Origin of the sequence: Corynebacterium sp. HMSC074C01, assembly GCF_001814605.1 — a bacterium.
Classification (GTDB): Bacteria; Actinomycetota; Actinomycetes; order Mycobacteriales; family Mycobacteriaceae; genus Corynebacterium.
Genome location: NZ_KV817269.1, coordinates 25,293 through 47,457 on the forward strand (window position 1 = coordinate 25,293; position 22,165 = coordinate 47,457).

The following is a 22,165-nucleotide window of genomic DNA, read 5'->3' on the forward strand; positions in this document are numbered from 1 at the left end:
GTGCTCCTCACGAGCTGCTGTGTGGGTTTTAACGGGCTGAGGCTCAAAGGAGACTGGGGCGCAGCATGGGGTAGCGGCAGGCCGTGGGGAGAAATAGCTAATCTCACCGCAGTGCCGTACTCTGGTTTGAGCAATGAGCATTACCGATAACGCCACCGGCGGCGTCAACGAGCCGGAAGAATTCAATAAGTCGGAATCTCAGGAAAACTCGCAAGGTGGCGAAGCATTGGACGCTTCGCAGGTGTCGAACCAGGACACCGGGGCTGCGAATAACCCTGAGGACACCGGCGCTGAAGAAACTTCAGCCAACGACAACTCCCAGGGTTTTGCACACCTCGGCCTTCCCGATGACGTTCAGGAAGCCGTGTCCAAGGTGGGCTTTACCAAGCCATCCCCAATTCAGGAAGAAACCATCCCGATCCTCATGGAGGGCCGCGACGTCGTCGGCCTGGCCCAGACGGGTACGGGTAAGACCGCGGCCTTCGCGCTGCCGGTTCTCTCCCAGATCGATACCGAGGCCCGCTACCCGCAGGCTTTGGTCCTCGCGCCCACGCGCGAGCTCGCCCTCCAGGTTGCGGATTCTTTCCAGTCCTTCGCCGACCACTTGGGCCGCATCGAAGTTCTGCCTATCTACGGTGGCCAGGCTTATGGCATTCAGCTCTCTGGGCTGCGCCGTGGCGCCCAAATCATCGTGGGCACCCCGGGCCGTGTTATCGACCATCTGGAGAAGGGCTCCCTGGACATCTCGCAGCTGCGCTTCCTCGTCCTCGATGAGGCGGACGAGATGCTCAACATGGGCTTCCAGGAAGACGTCGAGCGCATTCTTGAGGACACCCCGGAAGACAAGCAGGTCGCACTCTTCTCGGCCACCATGCCGAACTCGATTCGCCGCCTGTCCAAGCAGTACCTCAACAACCCCGCTGAGATCACTGTGAAGTCGGAGCGCCGCACGAATGACAACATCACGCAGCGCTTCCTGCTGACCCCGCACCGCCACAAGATGGATGCCTTCACCCGCATCCTCGAGGTTATTGACTACGACGCCATCATCGTCTTCTGCCGCACCAAACACGCGACTGAGGACGTGGCCGATAGCCTCAAGGAGGCCGGCTACAACGCTGCCGCCATCAACGGCGATATTGCCCAGCAGCAGCGTGAGCGCACCGTCGATCAGCTCAAGGATGGCCGCCTGGACATCTTGGTGGCTACCGACGTGGCTGCTCGTGGTCTCGACGTGGACCGCATTACCCACGTAGTCAACTACGACATCCCGAACGACACCGAGTCCTACGTGCACCGCATCGGCCGTACCGGCCGTGCTGGCCGCACTGGTGAGGCCATCCTGTTCGTCACCCCGCGTGAGCGCCGCATGCTGCGCTCCATCGAGCGCGTGACCAATGCCCGCTTGGAGGAGATGGATCTCCCGACCGCGGATGAAGTCAACGCCAAGCGCAAGGAGAAGTTCTTCGCTTCCATCGGTGCCTCCCAGCAGGACAAGCAGTTCGAGTTTTTCCGCGACATGGTGCGTGAGTACTCCGCGGCGGAGAACGTGGCGATGGATGATATCGCCGCTGCTTTGGCTGTGCAGCTGCAGGGTGGGACGGACTTCCTGCTCAAGGAACGTCCGGTATCCAAGAAGGACCGTCGCGAGCGCGATCGCTTTGAGCGCGACGGCCGCGGGCGTGACCGCGATCGTGAAGGCCGCGGCCGTGACCGCGGCGGCCGCGACCGCGACCGTGGCCCGCGCCGCCCGGATGGGGACTTTGAGACGTACCGGCTGGACGTCGGCAAGCGTCAGAACGTGCGCCCCGGCGCCATCGTGGGTGCGCTGGCCAACGAGGGTGGCTTGTCCTCTAAGGACTTCGGCCGCATCACCATTGCGGTGGGCCACACCTTGGTGGACCTGCCGAAGAACCTGGACCCGGCGGTGCTGGAGCGTCTGAAGGACACCCGCATCTCCGGACAGCTCATCAAGATCCAGAAGGATACCGGCCGCCCGCCGCGTCGGAACTACGATGACGACCGTGGCCGTGGTGGTTACGGCGGACGTGGTCGTGGTGGACGCGGTGAGCGCGGGGGATACCGCGACCGTGACCGCGGTGGACATGGCCGCGACCGTGGTGGGCGCCGCGGCGGTTGGCGCGACTAGGCTCCGTTCAACCCCGCAGCGGCCTTAATCCTGCACGAGAAAACCTCCCGAACTCTCAATGAGAGCTTGGGAGGTTTTCGCTGTTGAGGCCTAAACCGGAGAGTTTAGACGTACATCAGGATGGCGCAGATAACCCACAGCAGGTTGAAGATGCCGGAGAACATAGACAGCTGCTTCTTCAGCTTGGCCACATCCGCGGAGCCGGGGGTCGCAATCGCAGCCATGGCTTGGTTCTGCTTCGGGATAACCACGACGAGCAGAATGACCCAAGCGATGACAGAAAGCAGCAGAGCGATGTGGAACTGGACCTCGGACTTGTAAGTGGCCAGGTCAGTGAGGAAAACGGCCAGACCGATGACCGGAACGATGGCGGAAATGTAGCCATAGGTCGAGGTGATTTTGTTGAGGATGCCGGCGGCACCAGCAGCCGAAGCATCACCGGCGCCAGCCTTTGCCAGCTGGGCAGGGAAGGCGGAGGTGGAGATACACACGGTACCGACCAACAAGATAGCGGCGAAGGCGTGGAGGAAAATAAGCAAGCTTGTCATGGGGAGTGCGCTTTACCTTTCTGTACGGGGCTTTCCCAGCGAAAGTCTAACGGTGCTGTGAGATGAAATCGAATCGGCATTGGTGGCGCATGACCGCATAATCGCGGGAGGGAAGCGGGAGTTGATACTTACGCGCCACAGCGGCAAGGCGCTGCGAGTAGTCGCAACGATCAGCCGGTGGAAGCCAGTCTGCCGGCAAGGAATCGGACTTGGCTTGGTTGAGATTGCGGGCGGTGGCAACAAGGTTGAGCGGATCGTTGGCAAAGGCCATTTTCTTATCACGCGGCCAGGCTGATGCGCCGAGATCCCAGGCGGCGGCGAGCGGAAAAACGTGGTCGACTTCCACGCGCGCCGGTGCCGGTGCGCGGGCATAGGGGTCGTAGAGGGTGCCGTCGATGGTCTGCGTTGCTTTAACGCTATCGCGGGTACCCGGCGCCCAGCCGCCGAACTCTTCTCGGTCGTAGCCAGGGACCTCCACGCGCGCGGGCACGGTAGCCACGCCCAGGTCGGGGCCGGGGAGGAGGTGGTAGCCGCCGTAGGCCACCGTGGCTATGGAGAGGAAGCCGATATAGGCCGCGCGCAGGTTCATGTACTTTTAGACTGCTGGGATGTATGGGCGGTTCCCGTATAGGCAGGAAGCACGTGGTTGCAGAAACGGGTTAGGTGGGGCAGCCACAAGGCATCTTCTAAAAGGCATTAGTAAGAAGGTTTCTCTGGGGGCAAAGACACCTTTTAGGGGCCCGCACACGGCGTTTTCGAGGCAAAAGCACCTTTTGAGAAATACCATTTGAGTAGAGGCTTTTGAGTAGCGACCTTGTAGAGCCACCGAGCCGATCACAAGCGAAACCCCGCCCCAGCAGATGGTGTGAACTGCTGTGAGCGGGGTTCGGGAAGAGGGAAAAGAGTGTGAAGGTTACTTCTGAACCTTCTCCGCGGCCTCCTCAAAGTCCAAGTCATCGTTCTTCTCAACGAGCTTGGCCAGGCGGGATGCCTCCTCGAACTCCTGGGTGACCTTCTCATCCGGAGCCTTGGTGGCCAGCGAAACGCCGACAGTCACGAGCAGAGCGGAGATGAAGCCCGGTACCAGCTCGTAGAGGGTATCGCCCAGCGGGCTCATGCCCCAGCCGATAGCCACGACGGCACCGGTGATCATGCCAGCGACGGCGCCGGTGGAGTTGAGGCGCTTCCAGTACAGCGACAGCAGCACCAGTGGGCCGAAGGCGGAACCGAAGCCGGCCCACGCGAAGCCAACCAGACCCAGAATCGAGTCGGAGGGGTTGATGGCCAGCACGGCAGCGATGACGGCAATGGCCACAACGGCGGTGCGGGACAGGTTGATCAGAACTTCTTGGCGTGGCTTCTTCTTAGCGAAGATGAGGTAGAGGTCCTCAATAAGCGAGGTGGAGACCACCAGCATCTGGGAGGACATCGTGGACATGATGGCCGCCAGAACGGCGGTCAGGACCAGACCAGCAAACAGCGGGTGGAACATAACCTGGGCCATGTCGAGGAAGATGGTCTCGTAGTTCTCCTGGTCAGTAATGGAGTGGCTGGTCTCAGTGAAGAAAACCGTGCCGGAGAGCGCGACGAAAATAGCGCCGATGAGGGAGATTCCCATCCAGCTGACACCGTAGAAGCGGCCCGCGCGGGCGTCGGAAGGCTTGCGCAGCGCCATGAAGCGCACGATGATGTGCGGCTGGCCAAAGTAACCCAAGCCCCAGGCCAGGTTACCGATGATGACGGCGGCGGAAACGCCGGAGAACAAGGAGAAGTAGTCGGGGTTCTCAATGACGCCACCGGTGGCATAGGGGTTTTCAGCAGCGAAGCTGAAAATCTCGCCCGGGTTGTCCAAGGAGAAGAGCACCATGATCGGCACGATGATGAGAGAGGCGAACATCAGCAGGCCCTGGACGGTATCGGTGTAGGACACCGCAAGGAAGCCGCCGACGAAGGTGTAGAAGACCGTCACGGCAGCCACGACGAGCATGCCGACCATGTAGTCGCCGCCGAAGCTGGACTCGAAGTAGCGGCCGCCGGCCACCATGCCGGAGGAGACGTAGAAGGTGAAGAAGAAGATAATGATTGCCGCCGCGATAATGCGCAGCAGGCGCGACTTATCGTGCAGGCGGTTCTCAAAGAAGGAGGGCACGGTAATAGAGTTGCCGGCAATTTCGGAGTAGGAGCGCAGACGCGGCGCAACCCACTTCCAGTTGGCCCAAGCACCGATGAGGAGGCCGATGGCCATCCACAGCTCGGACATACCGGTCAGGAACAAAGCGCCCGGCAGGCCCATGAGCAGCCAGCCGGACATATCGGAGGCGCCGGCGGATAGGGCGGCTACGAACGGGTGAAGGCCGCGGCCGGCGAGAACGTAGTCGTCATACTCATCCGTCTGCTTGTAGCTCCAGAAGCCAATAGCGGCCATGGCAAGCAGGTAGATGATCATCGCAACGACATACCAAGTGGAGTCTTGCACTGATCTCTCCTTGAGATTGAGATTAAAGAATAGGACTCACCCACGCTAACGAGGCAAATGCTCCTACCCAACTGAAAATTGGCTGGTTGACCAGTATTTGGTTACCTTGGTCACAGCTTAATGTACGGTCTTACTGGTGTTACGCCGTTATATAACGAGACTGTAACGATTGCTTATTTGGGCAGGATTCGGGAACTTTCTGCGACCCTGACCCCCAAAAGGCGTGCTGCTAAACTGGCCCCTATGGCTTCTTACCTGCTGCATGGCCTCTGGCTGCCCGTCTCCGGCCTGAGTCTATGGATCGAACAGGTCGAAGGGCACAAGATCATCATGCCCTCAGCAGTCCCAGAGGGAACCTTCCCGGATGTGGTGGACTCCATCCTGAGCAAGAAGACCTTCCGCAACCGAGCGCGAGTGTCCCTGCGCACACCGAAGGGCAAAGATGTCTCCCTCATGGTGCCCATGGCTATGTTCGCCCCGGATGAAGCGGTGGAAACATTGGCCAAGCTGGAATACCTCGACACCGATAGTCAAGCGGCCACCCCGGAGCAGCGCGCGACCATCGCGCCAGATCTCTTGTGGCTCATCCGGGCCTACCGCGGGCTTTACCGTTTTGTACGCGCCGGCCGCGTGACTATCCGCTTGTCTTATCAAGCAGGCGAGTGGTACCCCATGTGGCAACTGGCTTCTGGCTTGGGTGAGCGTAGCTGGCTGGCGGAGATGCTGGCCTCCGCGCCCGGCATCCTTTCCATAAATAACCGGGCTCTCTCTGATGATTTGGCTGATGAGCTCACGCACTGGATTGCCTATACCCAATTGCGTCCGCAGATCGACGCCCCGCGCGCCGCGCCCTGGCATGACTTCGCCCAGGCGCTGCTGAAGACCGCGCCGGTGAAGAAGGGCCGCGCCCAACTGCTGCGCGGACTCAATGAGTGGAAAGACTCCATTACCTCCGTCGATCTCCAGCTGGTGTTCCTCGTGGAGGAGCCACCAAATGAGAATGTCTCCGTCGAAGACGCAGCGTGGCCCATCCGCCTGCTGGTTCGCTCCGGGACCAATTCACCCCTGCCGGTGCGGCAGGAGCAGTTGGATCGGGGAAGCGTCGAGAAGCTGCGCGAAGCCCGCCGCCATGCCTTCGACGTGGCACCGCGGCTGAAGTACAACTCCGCGCCGGCGAGCCGGAACGCGGGTGACTGGGATGTGTACCTGACCACGGAGCAGCTCGTGGAATTTGTCACCCACGATGCCGCCGCCCTGCGCAAAGCCGGCTTTACCGTGCTGCTGCCCAAGTCCTGGTCCCACATGGAGACCAAGGCCAAGCTGGAAACCACGGAGGTGCGCGATCCGGCCGATGCCGCCACCAAGGCGCACATCGGCATGGAGAAGTTGTTCAGCTATGACTGGAAGCTTTCGGTGGGTGACACGCAGCTAACCGACGCCGAAATGCAAGAGCTCATCTCCTCCAAGTCCGGCCTGATCCGCCTGCGCGGTGAGTGGGTCATGGCGGATACCCAGGCCTTGAACAAGATCTCGCAGTACATGCGCGAGTTGGCCGATACCGCACGCAAGCGCGCTCTGAAGGAGCTGGAGCAACTCGCCGCGACCGCGGAAATGGCCCGCCAGCTGGAACAGCCCGGCTGGGAAGAACTTGTGGCCGAGGTGGAGCGCCGCCGCAAGGAATTCAACGAGGGCGAGCAAGAAGAAGCGGTCACGCTTGCAGACCTGCGCGAGATGGCCTTGAAGTCCATGGCGGAGGACCCCGTGGCCTTCACCGGATCCGAGTGGCATACCTCGCTGCTCGGCGGGCTGGATAGTACGGCACCCGACCGCGTGGACATCCCCGATACGGTCCATGCCGAGCTGCGCGAGTACCAGCGTCGCGGTGTGGACTGGCTGTACTGGATGTCCCGCAACAACATCGGCGCGGTGCTGGCAGATGACATGGGTTTGGGCAAGACCCTGCAGCTGCTGTCTTTGTTGGCGGTGGAAAAGGCCGCCCATGAGACAGAAGGGGAAGCGGAGGCGTGGAAACCCACCCTCGTCGTCGCACCGACCTCCGTGGTGGGCAACTGGGCTAGGGAGGCCAAGCGCTTCGTGCCGGATTTTAAGGTCATGGTGCAACACGGCACCGGGCGCCTGAAGGGCGAGGAATTGGTTACCTCAGCTCAGGAGGCCGATATCGTCATCACTTCCTATGGCACGGTAAGCCGTGACTTTTTGACCTTGAGCAAGGTGGAGTGGGACCGCGTGGTCCTCGATGAAGCTCAAGCGATCAAGAACGCCTCGACGCGTTCCTCCAAGGCGGTTCGCGCCATCCCGTCACGTCACCGCGTGGCGCTGACCGGCACGCCGATTGAGAACCGGCTGTCAGAAATGCGCTCCATCCTGGACTATTGCAACCCCGGAATCCTGGGCTCGGCCTCTTTCTTCCGCAACCACTTTGCCAAGGCCATCGAGCGCGAAGGCAGCGATGTCATGGCGGAGCGCCTGCGCCTGCTCACCGGCCCGTTTATCCTGCGCCGCCTGAAGACGGACCCTAATATCATCGATGACCTGCCGGAGAAGTCCGAGCAGATCATCACCGTGCGCATGACCGATGAGCAGGCCGCCCTCTATAAGGCCCTGGTCAATGATGTGGAACAGGCCCTGGCGAAGAAGAAGGAGGGCATCTCGCGCCGCGGCCTCATCTTGGCATCGCTGACCCGCATCAAGCAGATCTGCAACCACCCAGCGCACTTCTTGGCCGATGGCAGTCCCGTGACCATCAAGGGCAAGCACCGCTCCGGCAAGGTTGAAGAACTCATGCGGATCATCGACCAAGCCATCGAATCTCAGGAGCGCGTGCTGATCTTTACTCAGTACAAGGCTTTCGGTGACGTTCTCCAGCCTTACCTGTCTGAGCAGCTGGGCTGTGAGATTCCCTTCCTCCACGGCGGGGTGAGCAAGAACCGGCGCGACCAGATGGTGGAGGAATTCCAGGCCGAGGATGGCGCACCCGTCATGCTGCTCTCGCTCAAGGCCGGCGGTACAGGCTTGAACCTCACGGCGGCGTCGATTGTCGTGCACATGGACCGCTGGTGGAATCCGGCGGTGGAGAACCAGGCCACGGACCGCGCCTTCCGCATTGGCCAGCAGCGCAACGTGCAGGTGTACAAGATGATTACCGCCGGTACCTTGGAGGAATCCATCCAGGACATTCTTGATGGTAAGACGCAGCTGGCCGGGGCCGTCGTGGGCGAGGGCGAGGGCTGGCTCACCGAACTGAGCCCCGAGCAGCTGGCGGATCTCATGAGCTATAGGGAGCAGGAGAAGTAAATGGCACCGAAGAGTCCTGAGGACAACAACGTCATCTACGCCAACTTCGGCACCCGCAAGCGCGTGAGCACGCCTGAGGAGGTCAACCGCGTCGATCGCGTGCGCACCATGCAGCCGGCGGCCACGCGCCTGCTCAACTTTGTCAACCAGCAAACGGATTCCGGCCGCATTCGCCGCGGGCGCCAGTACGCCACCGAGGGTCATGTCGTGGGCCTCGACGTGCGCAATGGTGCTGTGCACGGCAAGGTTGCGGGCTCTCAGAATGAACCTTTCGCGGTGCTCATCCAGGTGCCTTACCGCAACAACGAGGACATCGGGCGGCTGTCGGAGATGTTCGCGCGCACCCCCAACTCCGTGGCGAAGGCTAGGGAGGGCATGCTTGCCGACGCCTCCCTCGACATCCTCATCGCCGAGTACCCCGACGACCTCCGTTTCTCGTGCACCTGCCCCGATCCGGAGTACGTGTGCAAGCACGTCGTGGCGGTGGCGGACCGACTGGCCGCGCGCATGGACGCTGACCCGTCCGTCATCTTCGCCTTGCGCGGCCTCGACTTCGCGCGGCTGGAGCAAGCGGTCATGGAGCAGGCCAAGGCGGCCTCGGAGGACTCTTATTCCGCTTCCGCGGCCTCTGAAATCTCGGCCGAGGAGCGCAATGCCTTGTTCTGGGAGGGGCGAGAACTCCCGCCCTTGCCGGAGCCGAAGACCGCTCCCGCCGTCGATGATTCCGACCCGGAACTGCTGCGCAAGGCCATGAGGTCTGTCAGCCATACGAACATAGATTTGCTTCGGGCCGTCTCCGATGTCGAGGACCTTTACTATCATCTGACGCACTAGACATTGCCACCCCAGGGGAGAGGCTCAAGCGCCAGCCCTGGACCACGTTGTAGGGAGTTTGCATGGCCGCGGTCACGTTCATCCACACCTCAGATTTCCAGCTAGGCATGACCCGCTGGTTCTTAAGCCCCGCCGCGCAGTCGCGCTTTGATGATGACCGCGAAGCAGCGGTCCTGCGGCTCGGGGAGTTGGCCACCGAGACAGGTGCCGAGTTCATCGTCGTGGCCGGTGATGTTTTTGAGCACAATTCCCTGAGCACGTCCACGCTGCTGCGCGCCAAGGACATGTTCAAGCGCCTGCCGGTGCCGGTCTACCTGCTGCCTGGCAACCACGATCCTCTCGTGGCGGATTCCATCTTCTTCAACTCCTTTGCGGATAACGTGCACGTCATCGCGGATTCAGAGCCCATCGAGGTGCGCCCAGGCGTGGAAATCGTCGGCGCCCCCTACTTGTCCAAGCGGGCCAATTATGACCTGGTGCGCCGCGCGCTGGAGCCGCTGCAGCCTGCCGATGAGGGCACGGTTCGCATCGCGGTGGGACATGGCCAGGTGGAGTCCCGCGCGGGCGAGGGCGAGGACTCTGACGCAGATACTATCGACCTCTCCTTCGTGGAGGAGTGCCTGGATAAAGGCGTTATTGATTATCTGGCGCTGGGGGATACGCACTCCACCGAATCCTTGGGCCGTACCGGCAAGGTGTGGTTCTCCGGCAGCCCGGAGACCACGGCCTTCGACGATAGGGAGCGCGATTCGGGCAATGCCTTGGTGGTGACCGTTGAGGGGGCGCGGGTGGACGTCGCCAAGCACCGCGTCGGTCGCTGGGACTTCCGGGCGATTGATGCGGACGTTAATTCACTGGAGGAGGTCGAGGCTTTTCTTGCGGGGCTAGACGCCGTTCCGGAGAAGATCCGCACCGCGGTGAAATACAGTCTGCGTGGCACTGTGGGGTTGAGCGCGCAGGCTCGTTTGGAGCAGGGCTTGGCGGAGCTAGAGGAGGTCTTCGCCTCCCTCAAGCCGCGCGAGAGGACGATGGATCTGCACCTAGCGCCCTCCGAAGAGGAGCTCAGCGAATTGAGCTTGAGCGGTTATGCCGCGGATGCCCTGGCGGAGCTGCTCGAGGACCTAGATAATCCCACCACCCGCGACGCCGCCAACCTGCTGTTCCGCCTCAGCGCGATGGGAGCTTAAACCATGATGCAGCTACATTCTGTTGAACTGAACAACGTCCGCGGTGTGGAGCACCTAGAGGTCAAAGACCTCCCGGAGAACGGCGTGGTGGTTATCGGCGGGCCGAACGAGGCCGGCAAATCCACGCTGGTGGAGGCTATTGACTTCGTGCTGACGGAAAAGCACACGGCCAATTCCAAGCCGGTGAGAGCGCTGCAGCCTGCAGGCCGCGATGTGGGACCTGAGGTCACGCTGGAGGCGACCGTGGGGCCTTACCGCTTCCGCATTCGCAAGCGGTGGGTGAAGAAACGCACGTCGGAGCTGCATGTTTTCGCCCCACGCCCGGGCCAGTGGACCGGTGCCGAGGCGGATGGGGAGTTGGAGCGCATCCTCAGTGAGCACGTGGACCGCGCGCTTCTCGACGCCCTCTTCGTCCGCCAGGACGAGCACCACCAAGGCATCGCCGCAGTGGGCATTCCTTCCCTGACCGCAGCGCTGGAGGAGGAAACCGGGGCGAGTTCCGCGGCGGAAGACTCCGAGCTGCTCACGCGCATTGAGGCGGAGTATAAGGAGTACTTCACCGCGAAGACGGACAAGCCGGCGGGGGATTTTAAGGCCGCCATCGCCGCGCTGTCAGATGCAAAGGAGAAGCTGGCTGCTGCCGAGTCTGCATTGCGCGAACTCGATGGAGTGGTGGAGCGCTATGAAGCTGCCGAGCTGAAGAAGTCTGAGGCCGAAGCCGCTTTGCCGGACGCTGCGGAAGAGTGCGAGCGCCGGGACAGTGAGCTTGTTGCTGCCCGGGCCGCCCAGGAGAAGGTCACAGCGCAGGAGGCGGCCGTGACGAGGGCAGCGGAGGCCGTAACGCGCGCGGAGGCGGAAGCGGAGCGCCGTAAAGCTGTGGTTGCTGAGCATGCCGCGGCTATTGATACTGCTGAGCGCGCCGCCGCAGCGGTTATGGAAGCCCGCGAGCGGGCCAAGGAAGAAGCCGCCGCCCGTAGGAAACTAGAGGAGGAGCGCGCCGAGGTTCATCAGCGCTATGAGGCCGTGCGCGAGGAGCGCCAGCGCGCCCGCCGCGCCCAGCAACGCGCTGAACGCGAGGCCCTGGGCACCCGCCTCGAAACACTGAACAAGTTGGAAGAGACTTTGGCCTCCCGCCGCCGCGAGCTGGCTGCCACTCCGGACGTACCACACCTTCAAGATCTGGAAGCTGCGGCTCGTGAGGTCACCGTCCAGGAGCGTCTGCGGGCTGCCGCGGCGGCCAAGCTTCACCTTTCAGGAGAAGGCTCCGTCGTCGTTGATGGTGAGGAACGCGCGCTGGAGAGTAGCAAAGAACTGGCAGTTGAGCTGCGTGAGGGCACCACCCTTCAGCTCGGTGAGGTTACAGCCCGCTATGCAGCAGGCGCTGGTGAAACCGGTGAGGAAGGCGTGGAGAAGGCCCGCGCTGAGCTCGCGCGCCTACTGGAAGATGCCGGGTGCGAGGATCTTGAGTCCGCCCGTGCCGCTCACGAGAAACACACCGAACTCGCCTCTGCTCTCGACACTGCCGCTCGCGAACTGGCCGCCGCACTCGGCGGGGAGGACCTCGGTGAGCTGCGTGCGCGTTTTGAGGCCAGTGCAGAGGATAATGAGGACGCCGTGGACGCCGCCGGGATTGCCGAGGATTCTGCGAAGCCGCGAGAGTTGGACGTGGTGGAGCGCGAGGAAGAGGAGCTGCGCAGGAAGCTCGATGAGCTTGACCGCGCTGTGGCTCCCTACCGTGAGAACAAGGCAGGCGTGGCATTGGAGGTAGCCACCGTGCGCGCGGAGGAGGCCACCGCGCAGCGCGATGCCAAGGCCGCAGCAGTGGAGGCTGCCCGTGCTCAGCTCAGTGATGCCGACGTGACTGCAGCAATTGAGGCAGCACAGACTGAGCTGGCGAAGGAGAAGGCGGCTTTAGAGGAGATGTCTGCTGTGGACGTGGAAACTGCCGAGCACTTAGCTCAGGGAGCGCACACACACCTGGACTCCCTGAAGTCAGCGGTAAACACGGCGGTTGGCGATATGCGCGAGCTCAATGGGCTCATCACAATGCACTCCGGTGCGGCTGAGGACGCGGAGAAAGCCACCGCGGAGCTGGAAGTAGCGCATGAGCGGCACGCTGCCATCGAGCGCCGAGCGAATGCCGCGCGCTACCTCCGCACGCTCATGCTGCGCCATCGCGATGCCGCCCGTCAGCGCTATGCCGCGCCGTTTGTCGCGGCGCTCAACGGCTTGGCCCGCACGGTCTTCGGTGGCGATGTGGACTTTGAACTCTCAGAAGAGCTCAAGGTCCAGGCTCGCAGCCGCAATGGTGAGACCGTAGCCTTCAACGCGCTGTCCGGTGGCGCCAAGGAGCAGTTGAGCATCTTGACGCGCTTTGCCATAGCGCAGCTGGTCTCTGAAGAACCGGTGCCGGTCATCATCGATGACGCCTTGGGCTCCACTGACTCACAGCGCCTTCAGCTCATGGCGGCGTTGTTTAGCAAGGCTGGAAGGAACACGCAGGTCATTGTGCTGACCTGTATGCCGCAGCGCTACTCGTGGGTATCTGGGCGCACGGACTTAGATATGGAGAAACTTACAAGCTCCTAAGTCCTAGCGTGTAGGGTATGAGCCATGACAGCGGACACTCGATGGCTCACCGAAAGCGAACAGAACCTCTGGCGGCATATTCTGGCCAGCATTCGCAAGATTAATCGCGGCATGGAGGAAACTCTCTTAGCCTGTAGCGATATCTCTGCGGCGGAGTTTGCAGTCCTCGTCTCGCTTTCGGAGGCACCTGAGCACACGCTGCGTTTGCGCGAGTTGTGCTCGGAACTGGACTGGGACCGCTCCCGCGCCTCCCACCAAATCACCCGCATGGAGAAGCGGGGTTTGGTGTGCAAAGAAAAGTGCGCGGGCGATGCGCGCGGTGTTGAAGTCGTTATGACGAAGCTCGGACAGGAGCGCCTTGAGGCGGCGGTGCCTGAGCACGTTGAGTCCGTACGCCGCATGGTCTTTGATCACCTCGATCCTGCCGATGCCCCTGCACTCCTGCGATTCTGTGAGGGGGTCCTCTCAGAGAGCAACCTTCCGGGCTATGAGGGCTTCGTTCCGGATGAACGCTTGGGCCTCCACGCCGACTAGCTCCGCTTAGCGCGAGTAGAGTAGGGCCCGTCCGTTTACGCACTAGGAGGTGACTTTCCCGCACCATGATGGGACAAGAACTGTTTGAGCATCCGCAGCGTCAGTACACCACGTATGGCATCACCCCATTGACAGAGCTCAGCGCTCAGGTAGGCCCCGTTGAGGACCTAGAGGAGCTCACTGAGGAACAAGCCACCGCACTTGAGACTGCCCTTGAACAGCATCCGGAGGGTGCATTGACTTTCGATGACGCTTCGCAGCTGTGGATCGTCGGCGCGGAAGAAGATATTGAGCGCATGTTCCAGGACCGCGAAGATTTCGTCGAAGCGCTCAATAACAACGAGGACCCTGGGGTCTAGCCCACAGTCGGTGTCAAACTAAAGGCGGATAGCGGCGGAAATATCTGCGTTTAACTACGGACGGCTCTGCATAAACTGCTAAGATACTCTGTGTTAAAGGGCGAGCATCCCCCATGCTTTTTAAAGACAGCTTCAATGAGAGCGCAGTCTGGCTAGGGGAGCTAAGTGAAAGGACTAAACATGATCGGCGAGCGCGTTTTGGCTCAGGAGCAGCGCGAAGCAGCTGCACGTGACAAGGCTGACGGCTGGGTATCCGTCTTCGTTCAGTGGATTCCCTCCATGCTTCTCTCCGTGGTGATGCTGGGCGCCTTGATGTTCGGCATGTACTACATCGAGCACGGCACCTTGGATATCACCCAGCCGATCGTCAACCAGTACATCACCCAGTAACTGGTTCGCTCCTCACGCTGCCGCCAAGCGGGGGAAAACAGCTGACTTCAAGCCCCAGCAGAATTGCCTGCTGGGGCTTCATCCTTCTCACCTGCCACCCTCTCAACCTTTCATCCGTCTCTCTTCGCGCTCACTCACTTCTCGCCCGCGCCCTTCGCGCTCACCGTGGGCCTTAATCTGCTGCCACAAACATGCTCGGTGAGCGCGAAGGGAGTATCTATCAGGCAGGGAGTGTATTCATCCGATAGCCTGAACTCCATGGACTCTCGCATCTACGTTCGCTATCTCAACGGCCCGCTCCTGTGGCTGGGAATTATCGTTGGCTTTGCCGTCGTGGCCGCGGTGGTTCCCACGATGATTGACTCCACGTGGGCGGCAATCCTCTTCGGCGCCCTGGTGCTCGCCGCAACTGTGGCTTGCATTCTGATGCGGGTGAAGATCGTCGTGAGTGACGACGACGTTGCGGTCTCCATCCTGGGCATATTCACGAAGAGGATTCCACTCAGCGATATCACCGGGGCGAGCGTCGGTCCCGCGACCGGGCTCAAGGAAGGCGCAGGCCCGCGCATTGTCGACGGAGCTTCGGCGTACATCGTGTCCGGGCCGACTGTGCGCATTGAACAGGGCAGCAGCTGCGTGATTGCCTCCGCGAAGAATCCGGAAGAAGTGGTCGCGGATATTGAGTCGCGCTTGCGCTAGTTCCATATCCCCAGACCTCGATCCCGAAACCTCCTGGTGGGTGGTGAGACGTCGGCAAGCGCTGGGCGACGCCCACCTGGGCAGGTTGCGGGTTTCAGGTCTGGGGGAATGCAAAATGCGCACGGTTGCGGCCCCGCACACGTGGCGTCGTTGAAACGGTGGGCCGAGGCGCGGCATAGTGCGGGGCGGTTTAGGCATGAAAAAGTGCCCCTGACAGGGATCGAACCTGCGACCTTCGGTACCGGAAACCGATGCTCTAATCCGCTGAGCTACAAGGGCATTGCTGGCGAAATGCCAACGATGCGATTCTAGCCTATAAAGACTGAAGCGCAGTAATTGGCCTCACGCCGATGGGGGTGTGATGGGAGGAAGGGGCGGCTAGGTAAGTAATCCGCCCCTTCATCGCTCCGCACCTGTGTTACTGGGTGGGCTGCTCCTGAGCCTGGGGCTGGTCAAAGAAGCCCGGCGCATCTGCGGTGTGGACCTCACCGGTGCGCAGGTAATCAACCACAATCTGGTTCACAGCCTGGTTTCCCATGGCGAAGTGTCCGTGGCCCGGGCCGTGGACGGTCACCACGCGGGACTGCATCGGGTCAGACAGGCCGCGGTAGAAGGCATACGGGGTCTGCGGGTCGCCGGTGGACTGAATCTGCAGCGGCTTGGTAGCCAGCTGCGCGCCGCTGACCTGTACCGGCTTGGTGATTGGTGCGCGGCCACCGCAGCCGACGCCGGAGGCGTACATGGAGTTAAACAGCGTGAAGGGGTCAACGGTGACGTAGTTGGACCACAGGAAGGCCGGGATGCGCGTCGGATCCATCGGGGCGGTGTTCTCGTTGCACATGATGATGTTCTGCATGCTCTGGGTATTCACCAGGCTCTGGATCGCAGCTTCCTGGTCCGCTTCGCTAGCCTGCGGCTCGATTGCGTTGAAGTCGAGCGGTTCGATGCCACCGATGTGCTTGGCCATCGCGTCCCAGGCCTCTGGGCGCGGGACTACCTGGTCGCGCGTTACCTGGAGGGTGGGGGAGGTAGCCTGGATGCCCTGCGGGTTGGATGCCTTGCCTGCGAGGTGCTCGGCCTGCACGCGCAGTTCGCCCGTGGCGGTCATGATATTCGCGCCCGGCTGGCCGGCGAATTCGAGGCCCGGCGGGAGATCACCAATCTCGGCGTCCGGCGGCAATACGGTGGGGCGCACGCCGGCCTCGGCGGCGACAATCTGAGACCAGCGCTCGTAGGCCTTCAGCGGAGTCTTGCCCGCGTGGTAGGTGTCATCGTTCTTCGCCACGAAGTTAAAGAAGTCATGCAGGGCATTTTCGTAGCCTGCCTGCTGGGATGCGAAGATCTGGTTCCAGGCCATGTCCGGATTCATGCCGGAATCCAGCACCACCTTGTCGGTGTGCTGCGGGAAGAGAGTGGCGTAGGTCGACCCCAGGAAGGTGCCGTAGGACAGGCCAGCGATGTTAATGCGTTCATCGCCGAGTGCCTGGCGTACAACCTCCCAGTCGCGGGCGGTGTTCTCTGTGGTAAGGGAGTCGGTGTAGCCCGGGGTGTTCTTCTCGCAGTTGTTGCGGGTAACGGCACCTGCCTTCGTGAGAGTCTCTAGCGGATTGCCTGTGGCCGCGGTCATGGAGCAGTTCAGCGCGCCGGAATCGCGCAGGCCGCGCGGCTGGACGCCGATGATGTCGAACTCCTGCTCAATCTCGTCTGGCCAATTCGCGTTGTTCACCCAGGCGTATGCATCGCCGCTCGGGCCGCCCGGGTTGGTAAACAGGCTGCCCTTGCGCTCGCCGGTGGCCTTGAGGCGGATGAAACCGACGTCGATGGTGCCCTTGTCCGGTGCGTCGTAGTACTTCGGCACGGTGACGTGGCCGCACTCGGCGCGCTCCTCGGTGACCCCCTCCGGGCACGGGCCCCAGTTGATGGTGGGTTGGTCGGCGTGAGCAACAGCGGGCACGGCAACCAGGCCGGCAGCAACAGCTACTGGGCCCAGAACCGAACCTAAAACGCGAGAAAGACGCATAGAATAAGGCTCCTAGAATCGTTAATTAGTACGTGCCTTATCCTATGCGCCGGGGGTGATGTGAGCCGAGTGTTCGGAAGGGGCGGGTGCCCCCGAACGTCACATTACTTAACAATCACCACAATGAGATCACGCGGGCCGTGGACACCCTCCACGCGGGAGAGCTCGATATCCGAGGTCGCGGAAGGGCCCGAGATCCACGTTGCCGGGCGCTCCGGGTTCATGCGGGAGACCATCTCCGGGACGCCATAGACAATCTGGTCCTTGCGCACGATGCACACGTGACGGTCCGGCACCAAGGTCAGCGCGCGGCGGCCACAGGTCTCATTGGACTCGAGCACGATGGTGCCGGTCTGGGCGGAGGTGACGTGGGATTCGGTCACCACTGCATCGACGGCGTCGAGCTCGCGCGGGTCCTTGGCATTGTCATCCGGGGTAATGGTTCCCTCGAAGCCGTCGAGAAGCCCAGCGTCCATGCCGGGTGCGTAGACGACGTTCGAGCAGCCGCGCTCGGTGAGGATGTCCACAAGGGTGGAGTTCAGTCCAGACTCATCGGTGACGTGCACATCAGCCTTGTAGTCTTCGAGGCGGTCCACCAGCATCTCACGCAGCTCATCTTCGTTGAGCGTGCCTTGCTTCTGGTACTCGCGCGGAATGTCTACGTGCTCCGGCAGGCCGGCCTGCTTCTGGGCGGCTGAAATTCGGTTGAGGATTTCCTCTTTGGCGGTGGTCACTTGATGCCCTCCTTCTTGGCTTGGGCGAGGAGTTCTTGAGCTTCGTCGGTGTTGAACCATTGGCGGAAGGACTTCTTCGGCGGAACGGCAGTATCGCGTACCTCGGACCAACCAGACATGAACAGCGGCAGCTTGTCGATGACTCCGTTGAAACCACCGAGGACACGGCCGAGCGCCACCATGTGGGTGATCTGGTTCCAAATCTTCGGGTTCTTCCACACCAGCTCCACGACCTGGAAGAGCTTCTCCTCGACCGGCGGGGTGGCGTGGGTGACCTTCTGGTAGCGGTTTTCCAGAATGACCTGGGAGAGCGGGATGCGCACCGGGCACACCTCATCGCAGCGGCCACACAGGGAGCAGGCGTAGGGCAAGCTTGCCGACGGATCGTTGTGGTCCTTCATGCCAGTCAGCTGCGGCGTCAGGGAGATGCCGATCGGGCCCGGGTAGACCGAGCCATAGGCGTGGCCGCCGGCGCGCTCGTAGACCGGGCAGACGTTCAGGCAGGCAGAGCAGCGAATGCACTTGAGTGCCTCGTGTCCCTTGGGGGAGGACAGTGCAGCGGTGCGGCCGTTATCCAGCAACACGATGTGGAAGTTCTGCGGGCCGTCACCTTCGGTCACGCCCGACCACATGGAGGTGTACGGGTTCATGCGCTCCGCGGTGGAGGAGCGCGGCAGCAGCTGCAGGAAGACCTCGAGGTCCTGGAAAGTCGGGACCAGCTTCTCAATACCCATCACGGTAATGAGGGTCTCCGGCAGGGTCAGGCACATGCGGCCATTGCCCTCAGACTCCACGATGTTGATGGTGCCGGTTTCTGCCACACCGAAGTTGGCGCCGGAGATGGCGACCTTAGCCTTCATGAACTGCTCGCGCAGGAACTGGCGGGATGCTTCGGCCAGCTCCGCCGGCTCGGCCTTGAGGGAGTCATCCGTATTCGGCATCTTGTTGACAAAGATGTCACGGATCTCCGCGCGGTTGCGGTGAATAGCCGGGACCAGAATGTGGGAAGGCTTGTCCTCACCCAGCTGGACGATGAGCTCCGCCAGGTCAGTTTCCTGGGCGTGGATGCCGGCCTCTTCCAGGTGCTCGTTGAGAGCGATTTCCTGGGTAGCCATGGACTTAATCTTGACCACGTCGGTCTCACCGGTTTCGCGGATAAGCCCCTCGATGATCTCGTTGGCTTCCTTGGCGTCGCGTGCCCAGTGGACGATGCCTCCGCGCTTGGTCACCTGCTCTTCGAATTGGAGCAGCAGTTCGCCCATGCGCACGGCGACATCATCCTTGAGTGCAGAGCCGGCGTCGCGAAGCTGCTCCCAGTCCGGTGTTTCATCAACGGCGTGCTGGCGCTTGTCACGAATCGTGGTGGTGGCGTGGTGCAGGTTGCGGCGCTGGGTGGCGTTGTTGAGACCCACGTGAGCCAGCGGCACGAAGGCCTTCGATCCGCGCAGGTTGCCGTAGCCTTCTGGGGCGCGGGGAGGGGTGGTGTCGAGGAAGGAAGTCATTAGAGCATCTTCTCCTTGGAGTAGGCCGCGGAGGTGGGAGTCCACGGGTGTTCCTTGGTGGAGGCGAGGATTTCCGCCAGGTGGATAGCGCGAACACCGGAGCGCTGGCGAGCCAAAGCGCCACCGATGTTCATCAGGCAGGAGGAGTCACCGCCGGTGACGTACTCGGCCTCGGTTTCGCGGATGTGGCGGGTCTTATCACCGACCATCGCTGCGGAAACCTCGGCGTTCTTGAGTGCAAAGGTGCCGCCGAAACCACAGCATTCTTCTGCATTAGGCAGCGGGGCGAGGTCGATTCCCTCGACCTCTTTAAGGAGCTGGTAGGGGCGGTCACCCAACTTGAGGAAGCGCAGGCCGTGGCAGGAGGGGTGGTAGGTCACGCGGTGCGGGAAGAAAGCGCCGACGTTGGTGACCCCGGCGACGTCGACAAGAAACTCCGGCAGATCCAGGGTCTTGCCGGCTGCCTTCTTGGCGCCGTCCACATCGGCGGAGGTACCGAAACGATCAGCGATCATCTCGTGCTGCTCACGCACGGCGCCCACGCAGGAGCCGGAGGCAGAAACCACGTAATCAATGGAGGGATCCGCGAAGGCGTCCGCATAGGTGCGGATCATGCCCAAGGTCTGCTCCTGGTAGCCGGTGTTGATGTGCATCTGGCCGCAACAAGTCTGTTCCTCGGGGAAGACGACGTCGTAGCCCAGGCGGGAGAGGATCAGGGCCGTGGCCTTGTGGGCATCGGGGAAGAGTGAATCACCGATACAGGTGGAAAACAATGCTATTCGCATTTGTGAGCGCTCCTTAATCTGCCTCCATGTGGCTTGTCCCGTGCTGTGCACAGCGGAGTTGTGCTCGGATGCGCGCTACCAGGACAGCCGCACTGGGCATTTTTCGAGTTTGTATCTTTGAGCCTACCGCCCAAAACTCACATTATCGACACGGGATTACCCCTCCTACCTGGCTTTTTATCGCAACACTAATGTTGTGAAATTCCTAACGTGCGGTGATGGTCGCAGCGGTCGCGGCCGATATGAGGCAACCCCCAGACTGGGCGATGAAGACGCCCGAATCTGGGGGTAGTTAGTGGTGTAGAACTTTATGGCTAAATCCTTTTAGGGGACCAAGAAGCCCAGCACGTTGGTCATGAGGAAGACGATGACGCACACGACGGCGAGGAAGGCCACGGAGTAGCCCACGACCGCCTTGAAGATGCGGGATTCCTCGCCCTCCATCTGCACGGCGGTGGCGGCGATGGCCAGTGACTGCGGGGAGATCATCTTGCCCACAACGCCACCGGAGGTATTGGCGGCCAGCATGAGGTCCGGATTGACGCCGATGCGCTCGGCGGCGGTGACCTGCAGGTTGGCAAAGAGTGCGTTGGCGGAGGTATCCGAGCCGGTGACGGCGGTGCCGATCCAGCCCAGGACGGGGGAGAAGAGCGCGAAGATGCCGCCGACAGAAGCCACGAACTGGCCGATGGAGATGGTTTGGCCGGAGTAGTTCATGGTGTAGGCCAGTGCGAGGACCAGGATGATGGTCAGCGCCGAGAACTTCATACGGGAGATAACCTCGCCGAACTTAGCCAGCAGCTCGGAAGCTTCCAGCTTGTAGCGGCCGTTCTCGTTGAAGGTCATGTAGATAAGGGCCACGATGATGCCGGAAATCAGCAGTAGGGTTCCCGGGTTGCCCAGCACGTTGAACGTGAAGGCGGTGTCCATGGCTTGGCCTTCGGCGTCGAAGACGGTGCCGTCGAGAAGCGGCCACGCAACGTTAACCTGCAGGAAGCCGAAGATGGCCGGCCACGCGGTGGCGATGGCGAAGACAGCGGTGACCACTGCATAGGGCAGCAGTGCCATCCAGATGCGGCTGCCATTGAGGTCCGTGACCTCCTCCTGGGCGGGCAGCTTCATGCGCTCGCGCAGGCTGTCCACACCCTTGGGCTTCCATACACGCAGGAAGATAAAGCCCGCGCCGAGGGAGACGATGCAGGCCACGACGTTGGTGAGCTGGTAGGCAAAGAAGGTGGCCGCGGCCCACTGGGCAATGGCGAAGGAGATGCCGATGACGGCGGCTGCGGGGCCAGCTTCCCTAACACCGCGCATGCCGTCGAGGATGAAGAGGATAAAGAAAGGCACGACCGCCGCGATGAGCAGCACCTGCAGGGAGATGAGGCTGGCGATGTCCGCGGTCTGCTCAGCAGTACGGCCGCCCACGGAACCGGCGGTGGTGACCGGGATGCCCACGGCACCGAAGGCCACCGGGGCGGTGTTCGCAATGAGGACGGTGGTGGCAGCCTTTAGGGGCTTCACGCCCAGCGCTAGGATCATCGTGGCAGTAATAGCCACCGGTGCGCCGAAGCCGGCGAGTGCCTCCAGCAGGCCACCGAAGCAGAAGGCGATGAGGATGGCCTGGATGCGGATATCGCCGTCGCCTAGGAGGTCGAAGGTCTTGCGCAGGTCCTCGAAGCGGCCGGAGGCCACGGTGACTTCGTAGAACCAGATGGCGGTGATGATCACCCAGACGATGGGGAAGAGGCCAAAGAGTCCGCCGCGCACCGCGGAGGACAGGGCCATGCCGGTGGGCATGTCCATGCCAAAGACTGCGATGAGGAGTGCCACGAGAAGCGCTACCGCACCCGAGGTATGGGCGCGGGCCTTGAGGCCCAAGAGCATGATGAAGAACGCGATGAGCGGCAGCGTGGACACCAGCGCGGTAAGCCCCACGTTGCCAGCAATGGCGTCGGTGGTGATGTTGAAGGTTGACATAAATCTCAATTCCAGTTGGCTCCCGCTGGCGTCCTCGTGGAGATCCCCAGGATGCGGCACCGCATGT

The 22,165-nt window shown here is 61.8% G+C and carries 17 protein-coding genes and 1 tRNA gene; 9 read left to right on the forward strand and 9 right to left on the reverse strand.

Annotation, left to right across the window (positions count from 1 at the left end):
* The first annotated feature begins 133 nt into the window (after nt 1-133).
* On the forward strand, nt 134-2,149 hold the full coding sequence (locus HMPREF2978_RS02500) for a DEAD/DEAH box helicase (RefSeq protein ID WP_070528878.1): 2,016 nt from the start codon (nt 134-136) through the stop codon (nt 2,147-2,149).
* Between the two features lie 104 nt (nt 2,150-2,253).
* On the opposite strand, the gene HMPREF2978_RS02505 is transcribed toward HMPREF2978_RS02500, so the two are convergent.
* The 3 genes from HMPREF2978_RS02505 to putP form a co-directional block, all read right to left on the reverse strand.
* Nucleotides 2,254-2,697 carry a DUF2269 domain-containing protein gene (locus HMPREF2978_RS02505; RefSeq protein WP_070528876.1) on the reverse strand — a complete coding sequence of 148 codons (444 nt, stop codon included), beginning with the start codon at nt 2,695-2,697 and terminating at the stop codon, nt 2,254-2,256.
* 46 nt (nt 2,698-2,743) lie between these two features.
* Nucleotides 2,744-3,286, reverse strand: coding sequence for an HNH endonuclease family protein (locus HMPREF2978_RS02510; protein ID WP_070528873.1), 543 nt, complete (start codon nt 3,284-3,286; stop codon nt 2,744-2,746).
* 324 nt (nt 3,287-3,610) lie between these two features.
* Nucleotides 3,611-5,173, reverse strand: a complete 1,563-nt coding sequence (gene putP / locus HMPREF2978_RS02515) for a sodium/proline symporter PutP (RefSeq protein WP_070743929.1) — start codon at nt 5,171-5,173, stop codon at nt 3,611-3,613.
* Nucleotides 5,174-5,416: 243 nt separating this feature from the next.
* Here putP and HMPREF2978_RS02520 point away from each other — a divergent pair, with 243 nt between their 5' ends.
* From HMPREF2978_RS02520 to HMPREF2978_RS02555, 8 genes are all read left to right on the forward strand, one after another.
* Nucleotides 5,417-8,488: a DEAD/DEAH box helicase gene (locus HMPREF2978_RS02520; RefSeq protein ID WP_070743931.1), complete on the forward strand. Its 3,072-nt coding sequence runs from the start codon at nt 5,417-5,419 to the stop codon at nt 8,486-8,488.
* Nucleotides 8,489-9,322: an SWIM zinc finger family protein gene (locus HMPREF2978_RS02525; RefSeq protein ID WP_070684335.1), complete on the forward strand. Its 834-nt coding sequence runs from the start codon at nt 8,489-8,491 to the stop codon at nt 9,320-9,322.
* A gap of 62 nt (nt 9,323-9,384) precedes the next feature.
* Nucleotides 9,385-10,509, forward strand: coding sequence for a metallophosphoesterase family protein (locus HMPREF2978_RS02530; protein WP_070743933.1), 1,125 nt, complete (start codon nt 9,385-9,387; stop codon nt 10,507-10,509).
* A 3-nt stretch (nt 10,510-10,512) separates the two neighbouring features.
* Nucleotides 10,513-13,098 (forward strand): AAA family ATPase, encoded by a 2,586-nt coding sequence (locus HMPREF2978_RS02535; RefSeq protein WP_070743935.1) that lies wholly within the window; start codon nt 10,513-10,515, stop codon nt 13,096-13,098.
* A 24-nt stretch (nt 13,099-13,122) separates the two neighbouring features.
* Nucleotides 13,123-13,632 carry a MarR family winged helix-turn-helix transcriptional regulator gene (locus HMPREF2978_RS02540; RefSeq protein WP_070443726.1) on the forward strand — a complete coding sequence of 170 codons (510 nt, stop codon included), beginning with the start codon at nt 13,123-13,125 and terminating at the stop codon, nt 13,630-13,632.
* Between the two features lie 65 nt (nt 13,633-13,697).
* Nucleotides 13,698-13,991 carry a molecular chaperone GrpE gene (locus HMPREF2978_RS02545; protein ID WP_070443729.1) on the forward strand — a complete coding sequence of 98 codons (294 nt, stop codon included), beginning with the start codon at nt 13,698-13,700 and terminating at the stop codon, nt 13,989-13,991.
* Between the two features lie 165 nt (nt 13,992-14,156).
* On the forward strand, nt 14,157-14,381 hold the full coding sequence (locus HMPREF2978_RS02550) for a hypothetical protein (RefSeq protein WP_246818716.1): 225 nt from the start codon (nt 14,157-14,159) through the stop codon (nt 14,379-14,381).
* Nucleotides 14,382-14,639: 258 nt separating this feature from the next.
* Complete coding sequence (locus tag HMPREF2978_RS02555; protein WP_070529498.1) at nt 14,640-15,080, forward strand: hypothetical protein; 441 nt, start codon at nt 14,640-14,642, stop codon at nt 15,078-15,080.
* 205 nt (nt 15,081-15,285) lie between these two features.
* Here HMPREF2978_RS02555 and HMPREF2978_RS02560 read toward each other — a convergent pair.
* The 6 genes from HMPREF2978_RS02560 to HMPREF2978_RS02585 all read right to left on the reverse strand — a co-directional run bounded on the left by HMPREF2978_RS02560 (nt 15,286) and on the right by HMPREF2978_RS02585 (nt 22,098).
* A tRNA-Arg gene (locus HMPREF2978_RS02560) sits at nt 15,286-15,359 on the reverse strand.
* Nucleotides 15,360-15,498: 139 nt separating this feature from the next.
* Entirely contained in the window at nt 15,499-17,100 is a 1,602-nt protein-coding gene (locus HMPREF2978_RS02565) for an alpha/beta fold hydrolase (RefSeq protein WP_070528847.1), read from the reverse strand.
* A 104-nt stretch (nt 17,101-17,204) separates the two neighbouring features.
* Nucleotides 17,205-17,834 (reverse strand): LutC/YkgG family protein, encoded by a 630-nt coding sequence (locus tag HMPREF2978_RS02570; RefSeq protein ID WP_070528844.1) that lies wholly within the window; start codon nt 17,832-17,834, stop codon nt 17,205-17,207.
* Nucleotides 17,831-19,336, reverse strand: a complete 1,506-nt coding sequence (locus HMPREF2978_RS02575) for a LutB/LldF family L-lactate oxidation iron-sulfur protein (RefSeq protein WP_070443742.1) — start codon at nt 19,334-19,336, stop codon at nt 17,831-17,833. The genes HMPREF2978_RS02570 and HMPREF2978_RS02575 overlap by 4 nt, the downstream gene beginning before the upstream one ends.
* Entirely contained in the window at nt 19,336-20,121 is a 786-nt protein-coding gene (locus HMPREF2978_RS02580) for a (Fe-S)-binding protein (protein WP_010187137.1), read from the reverse strand. Before HMPREF2978_RS02580 ends, HMPREF2978_RS02575 begins: the two co-directional genes overlap by 1 nt.
* A gap of 324 nt (nt 20,122-20,445) precedes the next feature.
* The gene (locus tag HMPREF2978_RS02585) at nt 20,446-22,098 is read right to left on the reverse strand and encodes an L-lactate permease (protein ID WP_070743937.1); all 1,653 of its coding nucleotides are present in this window, start codon (nt 22,096-22,098) and stop codon (nt 20,446-20,448) included.
* Nucleotides 22,099-22,165: the final 67 nt, after the last annotated feature.

Coding starts and splice junctions, on each gene's coding strand:
- HMPREF2978_RS02585 (WP_070743937.1), bottom strand. CDS start 22,098: ATGTCAACCTTCAACATCACCACCGACGCCATTGCTGGCAACGTGGGG.
- HMPREF2978_RS02565 (WP_070528847.1), bottom strand. CDS start 17,100: ATGCGTCTTTCTCGCGTTTTAGGTTCGGTTCTGGGCCCAGTAGCTGTT.
- HMPREF2978_RS02520 (WP_070743931.1), top strand. CDS start 5,417: ATGGCTTCTTACCTGCTGCATGGCCTCTGGCTGCCCGTCTCCGGCCTG.
- HMPREF2978_RS02505 (WP_070528876.1), bottom strand. CDS start 2,697: ATGACAAGCTTGCTTATTTTCCTCCACGCCTTCGCCGCTATCTTGTTG.
- HMPREF2978_RS02535 (WP_070743935.1), top strand. CDS start 10,513: ATGATGCAGCTACATTCTGTTGAACTGAACAACGTCCGCGGTGTGGAG.
- HMPREF2978_RS02500 (WP_070528878.1), top strand. CDS start 134: ATGAGCATTACCGATAACGCCACCGGCGGCGTCAACGAGCCGGAAGAA.
- HMPREF2978_RS02580 (WP_010187137.1), bottom strand. CDS start 20,121: ATGCGAATAGCATTGTTTTCCACCTGTATCGGTGATTCACTCTTCCCC.
- HMPREF2978_RS02575 (WP_070443742.1), bottom strand. CDS start 19,336: ATGACTTCCTTCCTCGACACCACCCCTCCCCGCGCCCCAGAAGGCTAC.
- HMPREF2978_RS02545 (WP_070443729.1), top strand. CDS start 13,698: ATGATGGGACAAGAACTGTTTGAGCATCCGCAGCGTCAGTACACCACG.
- HMPREF2978_RS02555 (WP_070529498.1), top strand. CDS start 14,640: ATGGACTCTCGCATCTACGTTCGCTATCTCAACGGCCCGCTCCTGTGG.
- HMPREF2978_RS02530 (WP_070743933.1), top strand. CDS start 9,385: ATGGCCGCGGTCACGTTCATCCACACCTCAGATTTCCAGCTAGGCATG.
- HMPREF2978_RS02510 (WP_070528873.1), bottom strand. CDS start 3,286: ATGAACCTGCGCGCGGCCTATATCGGCTTCCTCTCCATAGCCACGGTG.
- HMPREF2978_RS02525 (WP_070684335.1), top strand. CDS start 8,489: ATGGCACCGAAGAGTCCTGAGGACAACAACGTCATCTACGCCAACTTC.
- HMPREF2978_RS02540 (WP_070443726.1), top strand. CDS start 13,123: ATGACAGCGGACACTCGATGGCTCACCGAAAGCGAACAGAACCTCTGG.